The sequence below is a fragment of the Burkholderia sp. Z1 genome, assembly GCF_014893795.1.
GTDB lineage: Bacteria > Pseudomonadota > Gammaproteobacteria > Burkholderiales > Burkholderiaceae > Burkholderia > Burkholderia theae.
The window spans coordinates 2,524,709-2,546,659 of the sequence record NZ_JACFYL010000001.1; the positions used below are offsets into that span (position 1 = coordinate 2,524,709).

Genomic DNA, 21,951 nt, shown 5'->3' on the forward strand with positions numbered 1-21,951 from the left:
GCATTACAGCGCCTTCGGCGCCGCGAGCGCGACGTCGCCGGATGCGGCCGGCAGCGGCTTCGCCGCGTCGTCGACCAGCCCGAACGACACCGCGCGCGCCAGCTCGGCGGACGCCTGGTGAACCGCGAGCGGGCCGCGCGACGGCGCATCGGCCATTGCGTGCAGATAGGCAGCCGCGGCCAGCGGAACCACGATAACCAGCGGCCAGTACATCGATATTGTCTTTCTCATGATGCGGACCTCCTTGACCTCGTTCCCCGAAACCCAATTCCGGGGACTACAGACAGGATTCTATAGACCGCATCTATCGAGATAAATATGCAAATAGCGAACGCACTGTTGCCGCCCGATGAACAGTCGTCAGCCGAGGTGGCTTTGCGATGCCGCGTAGAGTTCGCGGAACGTGCGCCCCGTCGGTGTCGGCATGTCGCGCGTGTCCATCCAGCCGCCCATCATCGGCAGGCGCCGCAGCGTGCCGCCGTTGCCGCCCAGCCGCTCGAGGACGCGCACCGCCAGCTTGGTCGTCAGCGCGTACAGCATCGGCCGCCGCGCGAAGAAGCCCCATGCGGCGAGCGCCGCCCGCTCGCGCCACGGCCGCAGGTGCCGTTCGACCTGTTTCTCGCGCAGCGTGCGCAGCAGGCCGGACAACGGAATCCCGACCGGGCACACGCTGTCGCATTCGCCGCATAGCGTGGCGGCCTGCGGCAGGTCGAGCGCGCGGTCGAGGCCGACGTAGCTCGGCGTCAGCACCGAGCCCATCGGCCCCGGATAGACCCAGCCGTACGCATGACCGCCGACCTTCTGGTAAACCGGGCAATGGTTCATGCACGCGCCGCAGCGGATGCAGCGCAGCATCTCCTGGAACTCGCCACCGATCAGCCCCGTGCGGCCGCCGTCGACGAGCACCACATAGTTGTGTTCGGGGCCATCCTCGTCACCCGGGCCGCGCGGCCCGGTCAGCAACGAGAAATAGTTCGACGTCTTCTGCCCCGTCGCGGAGCGCGGCAACAGGCGCATCGCGGTCGCCAGATCCTCGAGCGTCGGCAACACCTTCTCGATGCCCGTCACCGCGACATGCACGCGCGGCATCACCGTGCACATCCCCTCGTTCCCTTCGTTCGTCACGATTGCAACCGAACCCGTCTCGGCGATCACGAAGTTGCCGCCCGTCACGCCCATGTCGGCCGACATGAAATGCGGGCGCAGCACTTCGCGCGCCTCGCGCGTCATGTCCGGAATCTCGGTGAGGCGCTCGCGATGGTGGGTGCGCGCGAACAGGTCGGCGATCTCGTCCTTGTCCTTGTGCACGACGGGCGCAATGATGTGGCTCGGCGGCTCGTTGTCGTTGATCTGCAGGATGTATTCGCCGAGGTCGGTCTCGATCGACTGCACGCCCATTTCCCCGAGCACCGCGTTCAGGCGCATTTCCTCGGACACCATCGACTTGGTCTTGATGACCTTCTTCACGTCGTGACGGCGCGCGATGTCGGCCACGAGCCGCGCGGCATCCGCGGTCGTTTCGGCGAACAGCACCGTCGTGCCGCGCCGCGTCGCCTCGCGCTCGAATGCCTCGAGCCACACGTCGAGATTCTCCAGCGCGCGGTTGCGGCGCGCCTTGAGCGCGGCGCGCGTGGCCGGGAAGTCGATCGCGGTCATCGCGTCGGCGCGCGCGGACACGAACTTCGTCGACAGCTTCTTCAGGTTCTGCTGCAAGCGCTGGTCGGCCAGCTTCTGGCCGGCGCGCGCCTTGAAATGCATCGATTGGACTTGCATCGCGGTATCGGGGGAGGAAAGTGAGCGGAACCGGGCGTCAGACGTCGCCCGCCAGCACCTGCGCGACGTGCAGCACGCGCGTGTCGCGGTCGCCGGTGCGGCGCAACCGCCCTTCGATGTTCAGCATGCAGCCGAGATCGCCGAGCACGACGGTGCCCGCGCCCGACGCCTGCACGTTTGCGCATTTCTCGTCCGCGATGGCCGCCGAAATGTCGCCGTACTTGACCGCGAACGTGCCGCCGAAGCCGCAGCAGTGCTCGCAATCCTTCATCTCGGTGAGCGCGACGCCGCGCTGCGCGAGCAGCGCGCGCGGCTGTGCCTTCACGCCGAGCTCGCGCAGGCCCGAGCACGAGTCGTGATAAGTGACGGGCCCGGTGAATTCGCCCGGCTCGAGCGAAACCCTGGCGACGTTCGCGAGGAAATCGGTCAGTTCGTAGACCTTCTGCTGGAACCGCCCATAGCGCCCCATCAGTTCGGGATCGTCGCGGAACAGGTCGCCATAGTGCGCGCGAATCATTCCGCCGCACGAACCGGACGGCGCGACGACGTAATCGAACTGCTCGAACTCGCGCAGCGTCTTCTCCGCGAGATCGCGCGCGAGCGCGCGGTCGCCCGAGTTGTACGCCGGCTGGCCGCAGCAGGTCTGCGCGGGTGGCACGATCACCTCGTAGCCGGCATCGCGAATCAGCTTGAGCGCCGAGAAACCGATTTCGGGGCGCATCAGATCGACCAGGCAGGTCACGAACAAACCGACTCGCATACGTGCTCCTTCGAGAAAACGGCTCTCATTATCCGCCGTTTGGCCAGCAAGACCAACGCCGGTTCGCGCGCAAGCCCGCTGTGCGCGAAACGAGGACTTCCTCGAACGGCGTTCGCTTTTTTCACAATACGAGATACAATCGTTGCAACACCGCCTGCCGCGTCAACCGATTTCTCCCCCGACATGAGCCAACCCACCCCGGATTCAAAAACGTCGATCCAGGTGATCGAACGCATGATGCGGTTGCTGGACGCGCTCGCCGCGCACAGCGACCCTGTCAGCCTGAAGGAGCTTGCGCAGCGCACGGAGCTGCATCCGTCGACCGCGCACCGCATCCTCAACGACATGGTGACCTGCCGTCTCGTCGACCGCTCCGATCCCGGCACGTACCGCCTGGGCATGCGGCTGCTCGAGCTCGGCAACCTCGTGAAGGCGCGCCTGTCGGTACGCGACGCGGCGCTGACGCCGATGCGCGAACTGCACCGCCTCACCGGGCAGACCGTGAACCTGTCGGTGCGCCAGGGCGACGAGATCGTCTATATCGAGCGTGCGTATTCGGAGCGCTCGGGGATGCAGGTCGTCCGTGCGATCGGCGGCCGCGCGCCGCTGCACCTCACGTCGGTCGGCAAGCTGTTCCTCGCGGCGGACGAAACGTCGCGCGTGCGTGCTTATGCAACGCGCACGGGGTTGTCCGGCCATACGCAGAACAGCATCACCGACATCGCGAAGCTCGAGCGCGAGCTGACGATCGTCCGCCAGCAATCGTGCGCACGCGACAACGAGGAGCTGGAGCTCGGCGTGCGCTGTATCGCGGCCGGCATCTACGACGATTCGGGCAAGCTCGTCGCGGGCCTGTCGCTGTCGGCACCGGCCGATCGCCTGCAGGACGCGTGGCTCGGCCAGCTGAGCCGGACGGCCCTTACCATCTCGGAATCGCTCGGCTACCGGCCGGCGCCCACGAAGGATACGGACGGACTGCAACGGCAGGCGTAAGTCACGCCACCGGCCCCGGTTCTCCGAAACGAAAAAAGCCCCGCGATTGCGGGGCTTTTTTTCATCCGTCGGCGCGGCGGCGAACCGCCGCGGCACGATCAGGTCCCGCCGTTCGGCGTGTTGGCCGCCGTCAGGCGCTCGCCGCCGCCGGCATCGAGCCAGTTGCGCAGGCGCGCCGCGTCGGCGAAGCGCGAATACTTGCCGAACGAATCGAGCAGCACCATCACCATCGGCCGGCCGTGGATCGTCGCCTGCATCACGAGGCATTCGCCTGCTTCGTTGATGAAGCCCGTCTTCTGCAGGCCGATGTCCCACGAGCCGTTGCCGCGGATCAGCGCGTTCGTGCTGTTGTAGGCGAGATTGCGCTTGCCCGTGTACACCTCGTAGCTGCGATCGGTCGAGAACTGGCGGATCATCGGGTACTGGTACGCCGCATTGACCATCTTCACCAGATCGCGCGCGCTCGACACGTTCGAGCTCGACAGGCCGGTCGAATTCTCGAAGTGCGTATCGGCCATGCCGAGCGACTTCGCCTTCGCGTTCATCGCCGCGATGAACGCCGGACGGCCGCCCGGGTAGTAACGCGACAACGCGGCGGCCGCGCGGTTTTCCGACGCCATCAGCGCGATGTGCAGCATGTCTTCGCGCGACAGCACCGAGCCGACCGACAGGCGCGAGCCCGTGCCCTTTTCATAGTCGCGGTCTTCGTCCGTGACTTCGATCTGGTCGGTCATCGGCGACTTCGAATCGAGCACGACCATCGCCGTCATCAGCTTCGAGATCGACGCGATCGGCACGACGGCGTGCGAATTCTTGTCGAACAGCGGCTCGCCGGAATTCTGGTCGACGACGTACGCGACGCTCGAACGCAGCGCGAGCGCGTCCGGCGTGTCGTGCAGGCCGAACGCCTGGCCGACGGTCGGACGACGCGGCTGGAACGCGACCTTGCGGACCGCGCCGCGGTGGACGCCGTGCACGTTCGCCGCGAGCGTCACGCGCTTGCGCGACGCCTTCGCGCGCGGCGCATCGGCCGCAGCGACCTTGGCGGATTTCTCGGAGCTTGCCTTGGCCGACTTCTTCTTCGCGGACGAAGCAGGAGCGGCGGCCTTTTTCTTGGCGGCTTGTTGGGTACTCGCAGTGGCGGCAAAGGCGTCAGCAGGCGCGACGGACGCGGTGGTCGCCAGCAAGGCGACTGCGACCGACACAGCCGTGCCGAGCGTCATGCTCTGCAACAATCTGCGCGGTGAAAACGATTCGGCTTTCATTGGGGTCTGGACAAAGCGGGCGGGAGGTTTCCGCAAGTGTAGTTAAAGCTGAAAAAAAGAGCAATATTAGGCACTTACCGATCGTCGTTAAACCGGAATGTAAGAGTCGGCCAACCTCTGGCAAATCGACCCTCCCGCTCCCATCGAAAAAATCCATGGGATGCGCTGCCCGACAGTACCCGTCTCCCGATTACCACACGGTTAATTGAGATAACGTCACTTCGGAGGCGATTTAAAGCGGGGAAACTACGTATCCGGCGCTCGGCGTGCCAGGGGCGCCGGTCTCGACCGTGGCGGCGGCACGTCGCCACGGCACGCGCATCGAAACGGCGCGCTTTTCGACAGGAACAGAAGGATAACGTTCCATGGGCCTGTCAGGTTTACCTGTGCATGCTCATGGTGCGCCGCGCTTGCCCCGCAGCCGTGCGCACCATTTGGGATCGCGCGTGAAACCGATTCCGAACGACCACGATAACTCGTTGTTTTATCGATAATTTGTCGCGATTGTGCAACGCACAAAAAATACTTGACATCCGTTTTCTCTGCCCTAAAATACGCTTCATTGCTGCGTTGCACAAAGCACGCGCATCCGAGGTTCCCCGTCGTAGTGCCCTTTACCCAGCGATCGACGCGATCGCTTTTCAGGAGCTGGACATGTCCTTGCTGACCCCCGAGCAAATCGCCGCTGCACAGAAAGCCAACCTCGAAAGCCTGTTCGGTCTGACGACCAAGGCGTTCGAAGGCGTCGAAAAGCTGATCGAACTCAACCTGCAGGTTGTGAAGTCGACGCTGGCCGAAGGCCAGGAAAACGCACAGCGCCTGCTGTCGGTGAAGGACGCGCAGGAACTGATCGCGCTGCAAGCGAGCCTGTCGCAGCCGGTCGCGGAAAAGGTGCTGTCGTACGGCCGTCACCTGTACGAAATCGCGTCGTCGACGCAAGCCGAATTCGCGAAGGTTGCTGAAGCGCAATTCGAAGAGCAGAACAAGAAGGTCCAGGCCCTCGTCGACAACGTCGCGAAGAACGCCCCGGCCGGTTCGGAAACGGCTGTCGCCGCGCTGAAGTCGGCGCTGAACGCTGCGAACACCACGTACGAAACGGTTCAGAAGGCTGCGAAGCAAGCCGTCGAAATCGCCGAGACGAACTTCAACGCCGCTGCTGCCGTCGCAACGAAGGCTGCTACCGCCGCTGCTGCACGTCGTACGAGCAAGCCGGCCGCGTAAGCGTCCCCTGCTCCTGAAAGAGCCGCGCACAGCGCGGCTTTTTCGTTTCCGGCGCCGGAACACGCACGAACCGGCCGCCGCCCGCCGGCCTCGAACGGTCGTTTGAATGCCGGCCGCGGACCAAAGAAAACGCCGCCGCCCGGATTGCCCGGGCGGCGGCGTTTTTTCGTGACCGGCGCATGGCCGGCCTTGCCGGTCGCGTTACTTCTTGCGTTGCGGCGGCAGGTCCGTACAGACGCCTTCGTACAGTTCGGCGGCCATGCCGACCGATTCGCCGAGCGTCGGGTGCGGATGGATCGTCTTGCCGATGTCTTCCGCGTCCGCGCCCATCTCGACGGCGAGGCACACTTCGCTGATCAGGTCGCCCGCGTTCAGGCCGACGATCGCACCGCCGATCACGCGATGGGTTTCCTCGTCGAAGATCAGCTTCGTGAAGCCTTCGTCGCGGCCGTTCGCGATCGCGCGGCCCGAAGCGGCCCACGGGAACACGGCCTTGCCGTACTTGATGCCTTCGGCCTTGCACTGGTCTTCCGTCTTGCCGGCCCATGCCACTTCCGGATCGGTGTAAGCCACCGACGGGATCTGCAGTGCGTCGAAGTAGGCCTTCTCGCCGTGCGCGGCTTCCGCTGCGACGTGGCCTTCATGCACGGCCTTGTGCGCGAGCATCGGCTGGCCGACGATGTCGCCGATCGCGAAGATGTGCGGGACGTTCGTGCGCATCTGCTTGTCGACGTCGATGAAGCCGCGATCCGTGACGGCGACGCCAGCCTTGTCGGCGCCGATCTTCTTGCCGTTCGGGCTGCGGCCCACCGCGACGAGCACGAGGTCGTAGCGCTGCGCTTCCGCCGGCGCCTTTTCGCCCTCGAACTTCACGTAGATGCCGTCTTCCTTCGCTTCCGCGCCGACCGTCTTGGTCTTCAGCATCACGTTGCCGAAGCGCTTCGCGTTGTACTTTTCCCAGACCTTCACGAGATCGCGGTCCGCGCCCATCATCAGGCCGTCCATCATTTCGACGACGTCGATCTCGGTGCCGAGCGTCGAGTACACCGTCGCCATTTCGAGGCCGATGATGCCGCCGCCGATCACGAGCATGCGCTTCGGCATCTGGCGCAGTTCGAGCGCGCCGGTCGAATCGACGACACGCGGGTCTTCCGGCATGAACGGCAGCTTCACGGCTTGCGAGCCCGCGGCGATGATCGCCTGCTTGAACTTGACGACCTTCTTGCCGTTTTCGCCCTGCACTTCCATGTGATACGGATCGACGAATGCGCCGAGACCCGTGACGACTTCGACCTTGCGTGCCTTCGCCATGCCGGCGAGACCTGTCGTCAGCTTCTTGACGACGCCGCCCTTGAAGTCGCGCAGCTTGTCGAGATCGACTTGCGGCTTGCCGAACGTGATGCCGTGCGACGCGAGCGCCGCGGCTTCTTCGACGACGAGCGCCGTGTGCAGCAGTGCCTTCGACGGGATGCAGCCCACGTTCAGGCACACGCCGCCGAGCGTCGAGTAGCGTTCGACGAGCACCGTCTTCATGCCGAGATCGGCTGCGCGGAACGCGGCCGAATAGCCGCCGGGGCCGGCGCCGAGCACGAGCATGTCGCACTCGATGTCGGCTGCGCCGGCGTAGCTGCCTGCCTGCGGCGCGGGTGCCGGAGCGGCTGCGGCCGGTGCCGGTGCAGCCGCTGCTGCAGGCTTGGCCGGTTCGGGTGCTTTCGCGGGTGCGGCCGCGCCTGCCGATGCTTCGACGATGGCGATGACGGTGCCTTGCGAGACTTTCTCGCCGGCTTTGACCTTGATTTCCTTGACGGTGCCGGCGACGTCGCTGGGCACTTCCATGGAGGCTTTGTCCGATTCGAGCGTGATGAGCGTTTGCTCTTTTTCGATCACGTCGCCCGGCTTCACATTGACTTCGATGACATCGACGCCGCTGAAATCGCCGATATCCGGAACCTTGACTTCGATGAGACTCATTACTGTCCCCTTCTTGATTAGCTGCAGACAGAGAGGGAGCAACCCGCGATGAACCGATGACGGCCGCGAAAGAACGGAACGCGAACCTGGGCAGAACCACCTTTGCCGTCCGCCCAAGGACGCGCCTTTCTTTTGGTTACTTTTCTTTGGAAGACAAAGAAAAGTGACCGCCGCCCCGCGCAGGGGCGACGCTGACAGACCGTTAGCAATACAGGTTCAACGACGAAGCGTGGATAACCGACAAAAAACCCACGCCCCCGCGAGCCAACTCCCCGCTCATCAAAGAATGATGCGACGGAAATCGCCGAGCAACGCGCCGAGATACGCATTGAACCGCGCGGCTTCCGCGCCATCGATCACGCGATGGTCATACGACAGCGACAGCGGCAGCATGAGACGCGGCACGAACTGCTTGCCATCCCACACCGGCTTCGTCTGGCCGCGCGACAACCCGAGGATCGCCACTTCCGGCGCGTTGATGATCGGCGTGAAGTTCGTCCCGCCGATCCCGCCGAGCGACGAGATCGAGAAGCAGCCGCCCTGCATCTGGTCCGGCTTCAGCTTGCCGTCGCGCGCGGCCTTCGACAGGTCGCTCATTTCCTTCGCGATGTCGACGAGACCCTTCTTGTCCGCATCGCGGATCACCGGCACGACGAGGCCGTTCGGCGTATCGGCGGCGAAACCGACGTGGAAGTACTGCTTGAACACGAGGTTGTCGCCGTCGAGGCTCGCGTTGAAGGTCGGGAATTTCTTCAGCGCGGCCACGACCGCCTTGATCACGAATGCGAGCATCGTGAACTTCACGCCCGCCTTCTCGTGCTCCTTGTTCAGCTGGACGCGCAGCGCCTCGAGCTCGGTGATGTCCGCTTCGTCGTTGTTCGTGACGTGCGGGATCATCACCCAGTTGCGATGCAGGTTCGCGCCCGAGATCTTCTTGATGCGCGACAGCGGTTTCGCCTCGAACGGGCCGAACTTCGAGAAGTCGACCTTCGGCCACGGCAGCAGGTTCAGCTCGCCTCCGCCTGCCGGCGCGGCTGCCGCGACCGGCGCTGCGCGCTGGCCCGTCATCACGCCCTTCACGAAGCCCGTGACGTCTTCCTTCGTAATGCGGCCCTTCGGCCCCGAACCCTGCACGCGTGCGACTTCGACGCCGAGTTCGCGCGCGAACTTGCGCACAGACGGCGATGCGTGGCTTGCGCGGTATTCGCCCGACGGCGCGGCAGCCGGTGCGGCTGCAGCCGGCGCCGGTGCGGCCGGCGCGGGTGCGGCGGCGGGTGCCGGAGCCGGCGCGGCAGCGGCCGGAGCCGGTGCGCTCGCCTGCGGTGCGGCAGCCGGTGCGCCTGCGGCGTCGAGCAGCACGATCAGCGTGCCTTCGGACACCGAGTCGCCCACCTTCACCTTGATTTCCTTCACGACGCCGGCGGCCGGGCTCGGCACGTCCATCGTCGCCTTGTCCGACTCGAGCGTGACCAGCGACTGTTCCTTCTCGACCGTGTCGCCGACCTTCACGCCGATCTCGATCACCGGCACGTCCGTGTAGTCACCGATGTCGGGCACCTTCACTTCGAGCGTGCCGCCGGTTGCTGCCGGCGCGGCTGCCGGTGCTGCTGCGACCGGTGCCGGCGCTGCGGCCGGTGCTGCGGCCGGTGCAGCCGCACCATTGGCCTGCGCCGCGGCGCCGCCTTCGAGCAGGATGATCAGCGAGCCTTCCGACACGGAATCGCCCACCTTGACCTTGATTTCCTTCACGACGCCCGCTACCGGGCTCGGCACGTCCATCGTCGCCTTGTCCGACTCGAGCGTGACGAGCGACTGCTCGGGCTCGACCGTGTCGCCGACCTTCACGCCGATCTCGATCACCGGCACGTCCTTGTAATCGCCGATATCCGGCACCTTCACTTCGATCGCTTGACTCATCTGTTTCTGTCTCCATGGCCGCGCGCGCCTCTCGCGGAAGCGGCGCGCGGCATCACACGGCGTGTGCGTTAAACGGTCATCGGGTTGGGCTTGGACGGATCGAGGTTGTACTTGGCGATCGCTTCCGCGACCACCTTGCGCTCGATCGTGCCTTCGTCTGCCAGCGCGTTGAGCGCCGCGACGGTGACCCAGTGACGGTCGACCTCGAAGAAGTGACGCAGCTTCTCGCGGGTATCCGAGCGGCCGAAGCCGTCGGTGCCCAGCACGACGAAGCGGCGATCGACCTGGCCGCGGATCTGGTCGACCAGCGCACGGACGTAGTCGGTCGATGCGATGACCGGGCCCTGCGTGTCCTTCAGGCACTTCTGCACGTGCGACAGACGGCGCTCTTCGGTCGGATGGAGCAGGTTCCAGCGCTCGACCTGATGGCCTTCGCGCGCGAGTTCGGTGAAGCTCGGCACGCTCCACAGATCGGCGGCGACGCCCCAGTCGTTCTTCAGCAGGTCGGCGGCAGCGATCACTTCGTTGAAGATCGTGCCCGCGCCGAGCAGCTGGACGCGCGGCGCCTTCTTGTCGGCGTCGGCCTTCCTGAACGCGTACATGCCCTTGATGATGTCGGCCGCCACGTGCTCGCCCTGCGGAATCGCCGGGTGCTCGTAGTTCTCGTTCATCACCGTGACGTAGTAGTACACGTCTTCCTGATCCTGCACCATGCGGCGCAGACCGTCCTGGATGATCACCGCGAGTTCATAGCCGAACGTCGGGTCGTAGCTCACGCAGTTCGGCACCGATGCCGCCCACAGGAGCGAGTGACCGTCTTCGTGCTGCAGGCCTTCGCCGTTCAGCGTCGTACGGCCCGCCGTGCCGCCGAGCAGGAAGCCGCGCGAGCGCATGTCGCCCGCGGCCCATGCGAGGTCGCCGATCCGCTGGAAGCCGAACATCGAATAGAAGATGTAGAACGGCACCATGATCTCGCCGTGCGTCGAATACGACGTCGCCGCCGCAATCCAGTCGCACATGCCGCCCGCTTCGTTGATGCCTTCCTGCAGGATCTGGCCGGTTTCCGATTCCTTGTAGAACATCAGCTGGTCGGAATCTTCCGGCACGTACTTCTGGCCCTGCTGGTTCCAGATACCGATCTGGCGGAACAGGCCTTCCATGCCGAACGTACGCGATTCGTCCGGGACGATCGGCACGACGCGCTTGCCCAGCGCCTTGTCCTTCAACAGGATGTTCAGGATCCGCACGAACGCCATCGTCGTCGAGATCTCGCGACCTTCGCCCGTGCCCTTCAGCAGCGGCTCGAACGCGTCGAGCGCCGGCACCGGCAGCGACGTCGCCTTCTCGCGGCGGTGCGGCAGGTAGCCGCCGAGGTCCATGCGCTGCTTGCGCATGTATTCGAGTTCCTTCGAGCCTTCCTCGAACTTCAGGTACGGCACGTCGGCGATCTGTTCGTCGGTGATCGGCAGGCGGAACTGGTCGCGGAACTTCTTCAGTTGCTCGACCGGCAGCTTCTTCTGCTGGTGCGTGATGTTCATCGCCTGACCCGACTCGCCCATCCCGTAACCCTTGATGGTCTTCGCGAGGATGACGGTCGGCGCGCCCTTCGTGTTGCTGGCTTCGTGGAACGCCGCGTAGATCTTGTGCGGATCGTGGCCGCCGCGGTTCAGCGCCCAGATGTCGTCGTCCGACCAGTCGGCGACGAGCGCCTTCAGTTCAGGCGTGTTGAAGAAGTGCTCGCGAACGAACGCGCCCGATTCCGACTTGTACGTCTGGTATTCGCCGTCGACGACATCCATCATGCGGCGCATCAGCGCGCCCGACTTGTCGCGTGCGAACAGCGCATCCCAGCGGCTGCCCCAGATGACCTTGATCACGTTCCAGCCGGCGCCGCGGAATTCCGATTCCAGTTCCTGGATGATCTTGCCGTTGCCGCGCACCGGGCCGTCGAGACGCTGCAGGTTGCAGTTGATCACGAACACGAGGTTGTCGAGCTTCTCGCGGCTCGCCATCCCGATCGCGCCGAGCGATTCCGGCTCGTCCGTCTCGCCGTCGCCGAGGAACGCCCACACCTTGCGGCCTTCCGTCGTTGCGATGCCGCGCGCCTGCAGGTACTTCATGAAGCGCGCCTGGTAGATCGCCATGATCGGGCCAAGGCCCATCGACACGGTCGGGAACTGCCAGAAGTCCGGCATCAGCCACGGGTGCGGGTACGACGAAATGCCGTTGCCGTCGACTTCCTGGCGGAAGTTGTCGAGCTGCTCTTCCTTCAGGCGGCCGAGCAGGAACGCGCGCGAATACACGCCCGGCGACGAGTGGCCCTGCACGAACACGAGATCGCCGCCGTGCTGGTCGGACGCTGCGTGCCAGAAGTGGTTGTAACCGACGTCATAGAGCGTCGCGGCCGACGCGAACGACGCGATGTGGCCGCCGACGTTCGTGTCCTTGCCCGCGCGCAGCACCATCGCCAGCGCGTTCCAGCGCGTGTACGAACGGATGCGGTGCTCGATGTCCTGGTCGCCCGGGATCTTCGCCTGGCCCGAGACCGGGATCGTGTTGATGTACGGGGTATTCGCGGAGAACGGCAGGTGTTCGCCGTGCATGCGGGCGAACTCGATCTGCTTTTCGATCAGGTAATGCGCGCGGCCAGTGCCCACGGAGGAGATTACGCCGTCGAGCGACTCCAGCCACTCAACGGTTTCTTGCGGGTCGTCGTCACGTTCGGCGGCGACATATTTCATCACTTCGTTCGGTACAGCGGACATTCTCGTCTCCTGGGTCCTGGAATGTGAGGATCGCTCTCGTGCAGACGACGCGACGCGACCGGCTGCGGGCAAGCTCCAGCGGATTGTAATGAGCGTGCGCGGGCCTGCGCAACAAAATTTTCGAATCGTGAGATCTTTTCTCGCAATGCGGAATATTGCTGCGCTGCACCCACATTTCGGGGCGCTCCGGCGCGTCCCGGCTGAACAAATCCGTTTCCGTTCAACATATCCGGTATAGGTTTTCCATGTATTGCGCTGCGCTACAATCCTGCCATGTTGACCGATCGGCTTTTCGCACGCTCGGCGCGACCGTCGGGCCCGCCGGCGGAGTCGCAGCCGTCCCGTTGGCACCACGGACCGTGGTGGTCCAATTCCTATTTGCTGACGCCGCTGCTGTCGATCCTCGTGTTCCTCGTGGTGATGAGCCTCATCCTGTGGAGCCTCAACCGCCGCGAGCAGCAGCAGCAGGAAGACACCCTGTTCCGTAACGTCGCGTGGGCGCAGCAGCAGATCCGCCTGTCGATGACGGGCGCGCAGGAACAGCTGCAGGCGCTGTCGCGCGATCTCGCGTCCGGCCGCCTCGACCAGAACGCGTTCCAGATGGCCGTCGCCGACGTGATGCAGACGCATCCGGAAATCCTCTACCTGAACTGGTATACGGCGCCCGGCGTGCAGCGCTGGCCGACCGTGCATCCGCCGCTGCTCGGCCAGCGGCTCGCGAAGCCCGGCGACGCGCAGATGCAGGACGCCGTGCGCGGCGCCTACGACGAAGCGCGCGGCACGCGCCGCCAGGCGTATTCGCCGCTGATCTACGACGACTTCGGCAACGGCTTCATCACGCTGCAAACGCCCGTGATGCGCGGCGACCGCGAATATCTCGGCTCGATCGCCGCGGTGTTCTCGGTCGAGGGCATCCTGAAGCACGACATCCCGCAGGAGCTGTCGTCGAAGTACAAGATCTCGATCACCGACGCGAACAACCGCGAGCTGTCGTCCACCTCGACGCGCCCGCGCCTGCCGCGCGACTCCCACTACGACCTGCCGCTCGATCCGCCCGGCCAGGGGCTGACCGTGCGCGTGTACGCATTCCCGCAGCTCACCAACCTGACCAACAACACGCTCGTGTGGCTCGTCGCGGGGCTGTCGTGCTTCGTGCTGTGGAGCCTCTGGAGCCTGTGGAAGCACACGCGCCAGCGCTTCGAGGCGCAGCAGGCGCTGTACGCGGAAGCGTTCTTCCGCCGCGCGATGGAAAACTCGGTGCTGATCGGCATGCGCGTGCTCGACATGCACGGCCGCATCACGCACGTGAACCCCGCGTTCTGCCGGATGACGGGCTGGGACGAAACCGACCTCGTCGGCAAGGTCGCGCCGTTCCCGTACTGGCCGCGCGACGCTTACCCGGAAATGCAGCGCCAGCTCGACATGACGCTGCGCGGCAAGGCGCCGAGCTCGGGCTTCGAGCTGCGCGTGCGGCGCAAGAACGGCACGCTGTTCCACGCGCGCCTGTACGTGTCGCCGCTGATCGACAGCTCCGGCCGCCAGACCGGCTGGATGTCGTCGATGACCGACATCACCGAGCCGAAGCGCGCGCGCGAGGAACTCGCGGCCGCGCACGAGCGCTTCACGACGGTGCTCGAAAGCCTGGACGCCGCGGTGTCGGTGCTGGCCGCCGACGAGGCCGAGCTGCTGTTCGCGAACCGCTACTACCGCCACCTGTTCGGCATCCGCCCGGACGGCCATCTCGAACTGTCGGGCGGCGGTTTCGATCGCGCGCAGGCGTCGTCCGACTCGATCGACATGGTCGACGCGTTCGCGGGCCTGCCGGCCGCCGCGCTGACGAGCAGCACCGCCGATGCGCAGGAGGTGTATGTCGAGAGCATCCAGAAGTGGTTCGAGGTGCGCCGCCAGTACATCCAGTGGGTGGACGGCCACCTCGCGCAGATGCAGATCGCGACCGACATCACGACCCGCAAGAAGGCGCAGGAACTCGCGCACCAGCAGGAAGAGAAGCTGCAGTTCACGAGCCGATTGATGACGATGGGTGAAATGGCGTCGTCGATTGCTCACGAATTGAATCAGCCGCTCGCCGCGATCAACAACTACTGCTCGGGCACGCTCGCGCTCGTCAAGAGTGGCCGCGGTACGCCCGAGACGCTGCAGCCCGCGCTGGAAAAGACCGCGCAGCAGGCGCTGCGCGCGGGGATGATCGTCAAGCGGATCCGCGAATTCGTGAAGCGCAGCGAGCCGAAGCGCCAGCCGGCGCGCGTCGCGGACATCGTCGCCGACGCGGTCGGGCTCGCCGAAATCGAGGCCAGGAAGCGCAGGATCCGGATCGTCACGGAAATCCTCGCAAGAATGCCTATTATTTATGTCGACCCCGTGCTGATCGAGCAGGTCCTGATGAACCTGATGAAGAACGCGGCCGAAGCGATGGCCGACGTGAAGCCGGCGTCGGCGGACGGCGTGATCCGCGTCGTCGCCGACATCGATGCGGGATTCGTCGACATCCGTGTGATCGACCAGGGCCCGGGCGTCGACGAAGCGACCGCCGAGCGCCTGTTCGAACCGTTTTACAGCACCAAGTCCGATGGCATGGGCATGGGGCTGAACATCTGCCGTTCGATCATCGAATCGCATCGGGGGCGTCTGTGGGTGGTCAACAACGTCGAGCCGGATGGCCGCATTTCCGGCGCGACGTTCCACTGCAGCCTGCCCATTGGGGAACCCGCTGATCTCGGCCGAGGGGGGCGCGAGGCATCGGCATCACATACCGTAACGGGAGAACTATGAATAGCCCTGTCACCACCACTCAGGAAACCGTCTTTGTCGTCGACGACGACGAGGCCGTACGGGACTCGCTGCGCTGGCTGCTGGAGGCGAACGGCTATCGCGTGCAATGCTTCTCGAGCGCCGAGCAATTCCTCGATGCGTATCAGCCGGCGCAGCAAGCCGGCCAGATCGCCTGCCTGATCCTCGACGTCCGGATGTCGGGCATGAGCGGCCTCGAACTGCAGGAGCGCCTGATCGCCGACAACGCCGCGCTGCCGATCATCTTCGTCACGGGTCACGGCGATGTGCCGATGGCCGTCTCGACGATGAAAAAGGGTGCGATGGACTTTATCGAGAAACCGTTCGACGAAGCCGAGTTGCGCAAGCTCGTCGAGCGGATGCTCGACAAGGCCCGAAGCGAAAGCAAGAGCGTCCAGGAACAGCGTGCCGCGAGCGAGCGCCTGTCGAAGCTGACCGCGCGCGAGCAGCAGGTGCTCGAACGGATCATCGCGGGCCGCCTGAACAAGCAGATCGCCGACGATCTCGGCATCAGCATCAAGACGGTCGAAGCGCACCGCGCGAACATCATGGAAAAGCTCAACGTCAACACGGTGGCCGACCTGCTGCGCCTCGCGCTGTCGAAGAAACAGGCCTGAGCGTTCGCCGGCCGCGGCGGCACTGCCCGCCCGGCCCAGGGGCCTGTCCACGCCGATGGCGTGCTTGCCCCTGCCGCCCCGCGCGATGCGGCCCACTCGCGCGGCGGCGGCGTTTCTTCCCGGCGCGCGAGCGCCGCGGCCATGACGCTTTGCGCTGATTCGCTGTCGGACGGCAGCAGGCGACCGGTATAATTGCGTGCTTTGCTGCAGCGCTTCGAGCGCCGCACGCCCGCATTCCAACTTCCCGGCAGGACCCACCACCATGACAGCCCTCCTCATTGACGGCAACGGCCTTTCGAAGACCCTGCGCGCGCAGGCCGCCGAACGCGCCGCCGCCCTGACCGCACGCGGCCACCAGCCCGGTCTCGCGGTGATCCTCGTCGGCGCGAACCCGGCGAGCGAAGTCTACGTGCGCAACAAGATCAAGGCGTGCGAGGACAACGGCTTCTTCTCGCTGAAGGATGCCTACCCCGCGACGCTGTCGGAAGCCGACCTGCTCGCGCGCATCGACGAACTGAACCGCGATCCGAAGATCCACGGCATCCTCGTCCAGCTGCCGCTGCCTGCGCACATCGACAGCCATAAGGTGATCGAGGCGATCGCGCCGGAGAAGGACGTCGACGGCTTTCACGTCGCGAACGCCGGCGCGCTGATGACCGGCAAGCCGCTGTTCCGCCCGTGCACGCCGTACGGCGTGATGAAGATGTTCGAAGCCCACGACATCGCGCTGCAGGGTGCGAACGCGGTCGTGATCGGCCGCTCGAACATCGTCGGCAAGCCGATGGCGATGATGCTGCTCGAAGCCGGCGCGACCGTGACGATCTGCCACAGCAAGACGCGCGACCTCGCCGCGCACACGCGTGACGCCGACATCGTGGTCGCCGCGGTCGGCAAGCGCAACATCCTGACCGCCGACATGGTGAAGCCCGGCGCGACGGTGATCGACGTCGGCATGAACCGCGACGACGCGGGCAAGCTGTGCGGCGACGTCGACTTCGCGGGCGTGAAGGAAGTGGCCGGCCACATCACGCCGGTGCCGGGCGGCGTCGGCCCGATGACCATCACGATGCTGCTGATCAACACGATCGAAGCCGCCGAGCGCGCCGCCGCCGCGGCCGCCTGATCGCGCGCCTGTTCAGCCGGCGCGCGGTTCGCGTGCGCCGGCGTCTGACCGGCCACTCCGCGCCGGCCGCACCTCGCCGCCCCCTCGCCAGACCGCCCTCCGCCCTGCATCCGACCCTGCGTCAATCGCACCGTTAGAAACTAACGATTGGAAAGCGCACGATGCGCCCCAATAATGTCGGTATCGGGCGCCGTCGCGCCTTACCGCCGTTACCCTTTTTATCCCGGTTCATCCGGCAACAGACAGGGAGTCTTATGTCCGCCAGCGCCAACACCAATCCGCTCCTCGACTTCTCCGGCCTGCCCCGCTTCGGCGAGATTCGCCCGGAACACGTGACGCCCGCGCTCGATACGCTGCTCGACGCAGCCACCCGCGCGGTCGAAGCCGCGAGCGCACCCGCGACGCCGTCGACCTGGGCCGATGTGGTCGAGACGGTCGAACACGCGTCGGAGCCGCTCGGTCGCGCATGGGGCATCGTCGGTCACCTGAACGCGGTCGCCGATACGCCCGAGCTGCGGGCCGCCTATGGCGAGAACCTGCCGCGCGTGACCGAATTCTGGTCGAGCGTCGGCCAGAATCTCGCGCTGTACGAGAAGTACAAGGCGATCGCCACGAGCGCCGAATACGCGACGCTGTCCGCCGAGCGCAAGAAGATCCTCGACAACGCGCTGCGCGATTTCCGCCTGTCGGGCGCCGAGCTGCCCGAAGACCAGAAACCGCGCTTCGCGGAATTGCAGGAACAGCAGGCCGCGCTGTCGAAGGCATTCTCCGACCACGTGCTCGACGCGACCAACGCATACGCGTACATCGTGCAGGACGAGGCCGAGCTGGCCGGCCTGCCCGGCGACGCGATCGAGGCTGCCCGCGAAGCCGCGCAAAAGGACAGCAAGGACGGCTGGAAATTCACGCTGCACTTCCCGTCGTACTTCCCGGTGCTGCAGTACGCGAACAACCGCGCGCTGCGCGAGACGCTCTATCGCGCCTATGCGACGCGCGCGTCGGAACTCGGTCCGCAGTACGGCGACGGCAAGGCCGAATGGGACAACACGGCGATCGTCGCCGACGAGCTGAAGCTGCGCCGCGAAGAGGCGCAGATGCTCGGCTACCGCAACTTCGCCGAAGTGTCGCTCGCGCCGAAGATGGCCGAATCGCCGCAGCAGGTGATCGCGTTCCTCGAGGATCTCGCGACCCGTGCGCGCCCGCACGCGGACAAGGACTGGGACGAACTGCGCGCATTCGCCGAGAAGGAACTCGACCTGGCCGAACTCGCGCCGTGGGACATCGCGTATGCGGCCGAAAAGCTGCGCCAGCAGCGCTACGCGTTCTCGGAAAACGAGGTCAAGCAGTACTTCCCGGAACCGGCCGCGCTGAAGGGCCTGTTCACCGTCACCGAGACGCTGTTCGGCGTGCGGATCAAGCCGGACGACGCGCCGGTGTGGCACAAGGACGTGCGCTTCTTCCGCGTCGAGAACCGCGACGGCTCGCTTGTCGCGCAGTTCTATCTCGACCTGTATGCGCGCGAAGGCAAGCGCGGCGGCGCATGGATGGACGACGCGCGTTCGCGCGCGAAGCGCGGCAGCGACGTGCAGACCCCGGTCGCCTACCTCACCTGCAACTTCTCGGCGCCGGTCGGCGGCAAGCCCGCGTGCTTCACGCACGACGAAGTCATCACGCTGTTCCATGAATTCGGCCACGGGCTGCACCACATGCTCACGCGCGTCGACGAGCTCGGCGTGTCGGGCATCAACGGCGTCGAATGGGATGCGGTCGAGCTGCCGTCGCAGTTCATGGAAAACTTCTGCTGGGAATGGGACGTGCTGTCGTCGATGTCGTCGCACGTCGACACGGGCGCCGCGCTGCCGCGCGAGCTGTTCGACAAGATGATTGCCGCGAAGAATTTCCAGAGCGGGCTCGGTACGCTGCGCCAGATCGTGTACTCGATGTTCGACATGCTGCTGCACGTCGACTTCGATCCGGCGGGCGCCACCGGCGTGAACGCGTTCGCGCGCGAGATCAACGAGCGCTACCACGTGATCCCGCAGGCGGCGTTCTCGCGCTGGCCGAACACGTTCAGCCATATCTTCGCGGGCGGCTATGCAGCCGGCTACTACAGCTACAAGTGGGCCGAGGTGCTGTCGGCCGACGCGTACGCGGCATTCGAGGAAGCGGCCGCCGCAAGCGGCAGCGTGCTCGACGCGGCAACCGGCACGCGCTATCGCCGCGAAATCCTCGAGGTCGGCGGCAGCCGCCCGGCGATGGATTCGTTCAAGGCGTTCCGCGGCCGCGAGCCGAAGATCGATGCGCTGCTGCGCCACAACGGGATGGCCGCGCCCACGCACTGAGCGCGCTGCCCGGCTCGGCCGGCAGGAACGACAGGCACCGCTTCGGCGGTGCCCTTTTTCATGGTGCGGACGATTCGTCGTCGAACAGCGAAAACTGCCCGTGACGCTCGGCCGTGTCCTCGTCGATGCGCACGCCGACGCCGAGCAGCCGCACCGCCTGCGCGCGCCGTTGCAGCCCCTTCGCGAGCAGCGTGACGGCCGTGTCCGCATTCGTCGCATCGGCCACGCATTCGACCGTCGTGCGCTGGAAATCGGCGAAGCGGATCTTCACGTACAGCTTGCGGATCGACCGCGCGGCGCCCGCACGCTCGACGCGTGCATCGAGCTGGACGACGAGCCGGCGGATTTCGTCCGCGCATTGCTCGAGCGTCGTCAGGTCGGTCACGTAGGTCGTCTCGACGCTGACCGACTTGCGCTCCTGGTCGGCCTGCACGGGCCGCTCGTCGATCCCGCGCGACAGTTCGTACAGCCGCCGCCCGAACGCGCCGAACTCGCGATGCAGGTCGATCAGCGGCCAGTCGCGCAGCTGCGCGCAGGTCTGGATGCCGAGCCGGTCGAGCCGCGTGGCCGTCACCTTGCCGACGCCGTGCAGCTTGCGCACCGGCAGCGCCGCGACGAATGCGTCGATCTCGTGCGGCCGCACGACGAACAGGCCGTCGGGCTTGTTCCAGTCGGACGCGATCTTCGCGATGAACTTGTTCGGCGCGACACCGGCCGACACCGTCACGCCGACGGTGTCGTGCACGCGCTGGCGGATCTCGCGCGCAATCAGCGTCGCACTGCCCTGGCACCGCTCGGAGCCGCTGACGTCGAGGTACGCCTCGTCGAGCGACAGCGGCTCGACGTCGGGCGTGTAATCGCGATAGATCGCCATGATCTGCCGCGACGCCGCGCGGTACTTGTCCATCGCGGACGGCAGGATCAGCAGGTCCGGGCACTTGCGCATCGCGAGCGCCGACGACATCGCCGAATGCACACCGTAGCGCCGCGCCTCGTAGTTGCAGGTCGCGATCACGCCGCGCTGGTCGGGCCGGCCGCCGACCGCAAGCGGCCGGTTGCGCAGCGACGGGTCGTCGCGCATCTCGACCGATGCGTAGAAGCAGTCGCAATCGCAGTGGATGATCTTGCGCATGCGCGGCAGCGCGTCGCCCGGCGGCGGCACGTGCGGATCGGCAGGCGGAATGGTGGTCGGGTTCACGGTGCCGATACTGTACAAAAACACAGTGCCGGTTTCAACTGTCGCGTGCGCCCGGCATCGGCCGCCCGGCCCGGCGATGCCGTACCGGTCCGCTGCGCGCGGATCGTACCGTCCGCGCGCCGGTTGCGGCCCCTATACTCGTCTGCCACGACACACGACATGCAGAGGCGACGGATGAAGACGATCGGACTGATCGGCGGAATGAGCTGGGAATCGTCGGCCGAGTACTACCGGCTGATCAACCGCCACTCGAAGGCGCTGCACGGCGGGCACCACAACGCGAAGAGCGTGCTGGTGACGGTCGATTTCGCGGAGATCGAAGCGCTGCAGCGCGCGCACGACTGGGATGCGCTCGGCGAGCGGATGGCCGACGCCGCGCGGCAGCTCCAAGCGGCCGGCGCCGATCTCGTCGTGCTGACGACCAATACGATGCACCGCGTGCACGAAGCGATCGAAGCCGCGGTGACGCTGCCGTTCCTGCATATCGCCGACCCGACCGGCGCCGCGCTGCGCGACGCGGGCGTCGAGCGCGTCGCGCTGCTCGGCACGCGCTACACGATGGAGCTGCCGTTCTATGCGCAGCGGCTGCGCGAAAAATTCGGGATGGACGTGCTGGTGCCGGACGAACGCGGCCGCGACGACGTGCACCGGATCATCTACGACGAGCTGTGCCACGGCATCGTCGACGCGGCGTCGCGCGCGACGTACGTGACGATCATCGAAGGCCTGGCGGCGCGCGGCGCGCAGGCCGTGATCCTCGGCTGTACGGAAATCACGCTGCTGATCGGCGTAGACGACTCGCCGCTGCCGGTGTTCGACACGACCGCGCTGCATGCGAAGGCGGCCGTGGAGTGGGCGGCGCGCTGATACGCGCGCAGAAAACAAAAAACCCGGCACGGGGCCGGGTTCCTGTCGACGAAGCGCGCAGTGGTCACTTGCGCTGCACATCGTCTGGTGTGCTTGGTTGCGGGGGTAGGATTTGAACCTACGACCTTCGGGTTATGAGCCCGACGAGCTGCCAGACTGCTCCACCCCGCGTCAGAGAAATAAATTATAGGGTGAGGAAGTACTTACGTCAACACTTTTGTCACAATCCTTTCTACTTTCTCGGATGCAGTGATCCGTGACGCGTGATGCCTTCGTCGCGACGCGCACGTTCGCACCGCGTGCTCGCGGTAAGATGGCGCCCTCCGCATTT

Annotated in this window: 15 protein-coding genes and 1 tRNA gene; 7 read left to right on the forward strand and 9 right to left on the reverse strand. The window is 65.8% G+C overall.

Going from position 1 to position 21,951, the window contains the following annotated elements; all coding sequences use genetic code 11:
• Positions 1-3: 3 nt before the first annotated feature.
• The 3 genes from H3H55_RS11690 to H3H55_RS11700 form a co-directional block, all read right to left on the reverse strand.
• The gene (locus H3H55_RS11690) at positions 4-231 is read right to left on the reverse strand and encodes a hypothetical protein (RefSeq protein WP_048248768.1); all 228 of its coding nucleotides are present in this window, start codon (positions 229-231) and stop codon (positions 4-6) included.
• A gap of 129 nt (positions 232-360) precedes the next feature.
• Positions 361-1,773, reverse strand: coding sequence for a lactate utilization protein B (locus tag H3H55_RS11695; RefSeq protein WP_193098689.1), 1,413 nt, complete (start codon positions 1,771-1,773; stop codon positions 361-363).
• Between the two features lie 37 nt (positions 1,774-1,810).
• Positions 1,811-2,533, reverse strand: coding sequence for a (Fe-S)-binding protein (locus H3H55_RS11700; RefSeq protein ID WP_193098690.1), 723 nt, complete (start codon positions 2,531-2,533; stop codon positions 1,811-1,813).
• Between the two features lie 183 nt (positions 2,534-2,716).
• Between H3H55_RS11700 and H3H55_RS11705 the strand changes: the two genes are divergently transcribed.
• Positions 2,717-3,526: an IclR family transcriptional regulator gene (locus tag H3H55_RS11705; protein ID WP_129512502.1), complete on the forward strand. Its 810-nt coding sequence runs from the start codon at positions 2,717-2,719 to the stop codon at positions 3,524-3,526.
• A gap of 98 nt (positions 3,527-3,624) precedes the next feature.
• Here H3H55_RS11705 and pbpG read toward each other — a convergent pair whose 3' ends face one another.
• The gene (gene pbpG / locus H3H55_RS11710) at positions 3,625-4,791 is read right to left on the reverse strand and encodes a D-alanyl-D-alanine endopeptidase (protein ID WP_129512503.1); all 1,167 of its coding nucleotides are present in this window, start codon (positions 4,789-4,791) and stop codon (positions 3,625-3,627) included.
• Between the two features lie 654 nt (positions 4,792-5,445).
• On the opposite strand from pbpG, the gene H3H55_RS11715 reads away from it, so the two are divergent.
• Positions 5,446-6,012, forward strand: coding sequence for a phasin family protein (locus H3H55_RS11715; RefSeq protein ID WP_048248776.1), 567 nt, complete (start codon positions 5,446-5,448; stop codon positions 6,010-6,012).
• A 201-nt stretch (positions 6,013-6,213) separates the two neighbouring features.
• Here H3H55_RS11715 and lpdA read toward each other — a convergent pair whose 3' ends face one another.
• The 3 genes from lpdA to aceE form a co-directional block, all read right to left on the reverse strand.
• The gene (gene lpdA / locus H3H55_RS11720; protein ID WP_193098691.1) at positions 6,214-7,983 is read right to left on the reverse strand and encodes a dihydrolipoyl dehydrogenase; all 1,770 of its coding nucleotides are present in this window, start codon (positions 7,981-7,983) and stop codon (positions 6,214-6,216) included.
• Between the two features lie 279 nt (positions 7,984-8,262).
• A complete protein-coding gene (gene aceF, locus H3H55_RS11725) occupies positions 8,263-9,900 on the reverse strand; it encodes a dihydrolipoyllysine-residue acetyltransferase (RefSeq protein WP_193098692.1) in 1,638 nt (545 codons plus the stop codon).
• 68 nt (positions 9,901-9,968) lie between these two features.
• On the reverse strand, positions 9,969-12,665 hold the full coding sequence (aceE, locus tag H3H55_RS11730) for a pyruvate dehydrogenase (acetyl-transferring), homodimeric type (RefSeq protein WP_129512506.1): 2,697 nt from the start codon (positions 12,663-12,665) through the stop codon (positions 9,969-9,971).
• 273 nt (positions 12,666-12,938) lie between these two features.
• On the opposite strand from aceE, the gene fixL reads away from it, so the two are divergent.
• From fixL to H3H55_RS11750, 4 genes are all read left to right on the forward strand, one after another.
• Positions 12,939-15,455: an oxygen sensor histidine kinase FixL gene (gene fixL / locus H3H55_RS11735; protein WP_129512507.1), complete on the forward strand. Its 2,517-nt coding sequence runs from the start codon at positions 12,939-12,941 to the stop codon at positions 15,453-15,455.
• The gene (gene fixJ / locus H3H55_RS11740; RefSeq protein WP_006493245.1) at positions 15,452-16,090 is read left to right on the forward strand and encodes an oxygen response regulator transcription factor FixJ; all 639 of its coding nucleotides are present in this window, start codon (positions 15,452-15,454) and stop codon (positions 16,088-16,090) included. Before fixL ends, fixJ begins: the two co-directional genes overlap by 4 nt.
• A 262-nt stretch (positions 16,091-16,352) precedes the next feature.
• Positions 16,353-17,213, forward strand: a complete 861-nt coding sequence (gene folD, locus H3H55_RS11745) for a bifunctional methylenetetrahydrofolate dehydrogenase/methenyltetrahydrofolate cyclohydrolase FolD (RefSeq protein WP_193098693.1) — start codon at positions 16,353-16,355, stop codon at positions 17,211-17,213.
• Positions 17,214-17,467: 254 nt separating this feature from the next.
• Positions 17,468-19,555: a M3 family metallopeptidase gene (locus H3H55_RS11750; RefSeq protein ID WP_193098694.1), complete on the forward strand. Its 2,088-nt coding sequence runs from the start codon at positions 17,468-17,470 to the stop codon at positions 19,553-19,555.
• A gap of 58 nt (positions 19,556-19,613) precedes the next feature.
• On the opposite strand, the gene dinB is transcribed toward H3H55_RS11750, so the two are convergent.
• Positions 19,614-20,777 (reverse strand): DNA polymerase IV, encoded by a 1,164-nt coding sequence (gene dinB / locus H3H55_RS11755; protein WP_193098695.1) that lies wholly within the window; start codon positions 20,775-20,777, stop codon positions 19,614-19,616.
• Positions 20,778-20,927: 150 nt separating this feature from the next.
• Between dinB and H3H55_RS11760 the strand changes: the two genes are divergently transcribed.
• A complete protein-coding gene (locus H3H55_RS11760) occupies positions 20,928-21,620 on the forward strand; it encodes an aspartate/glutamate racemase family protein (RefSeq protein ID WP_193098696.1) in 693 nt (230 codons plus the stop codon).
• A gap of 94 nt (positions 21,621-21,714) precedes the next feature.
• Here the strand turns inward: H3H55_RS11760 and H3H55_RS11765 are convergent.
• Positions 21,715-21,791, reverse strand: a tRNA-Met gene (locus tag H3H55_RS11765).
• Between the last annotated feature and the right edge of the window lie 160 nt (positions 21,792-21,951).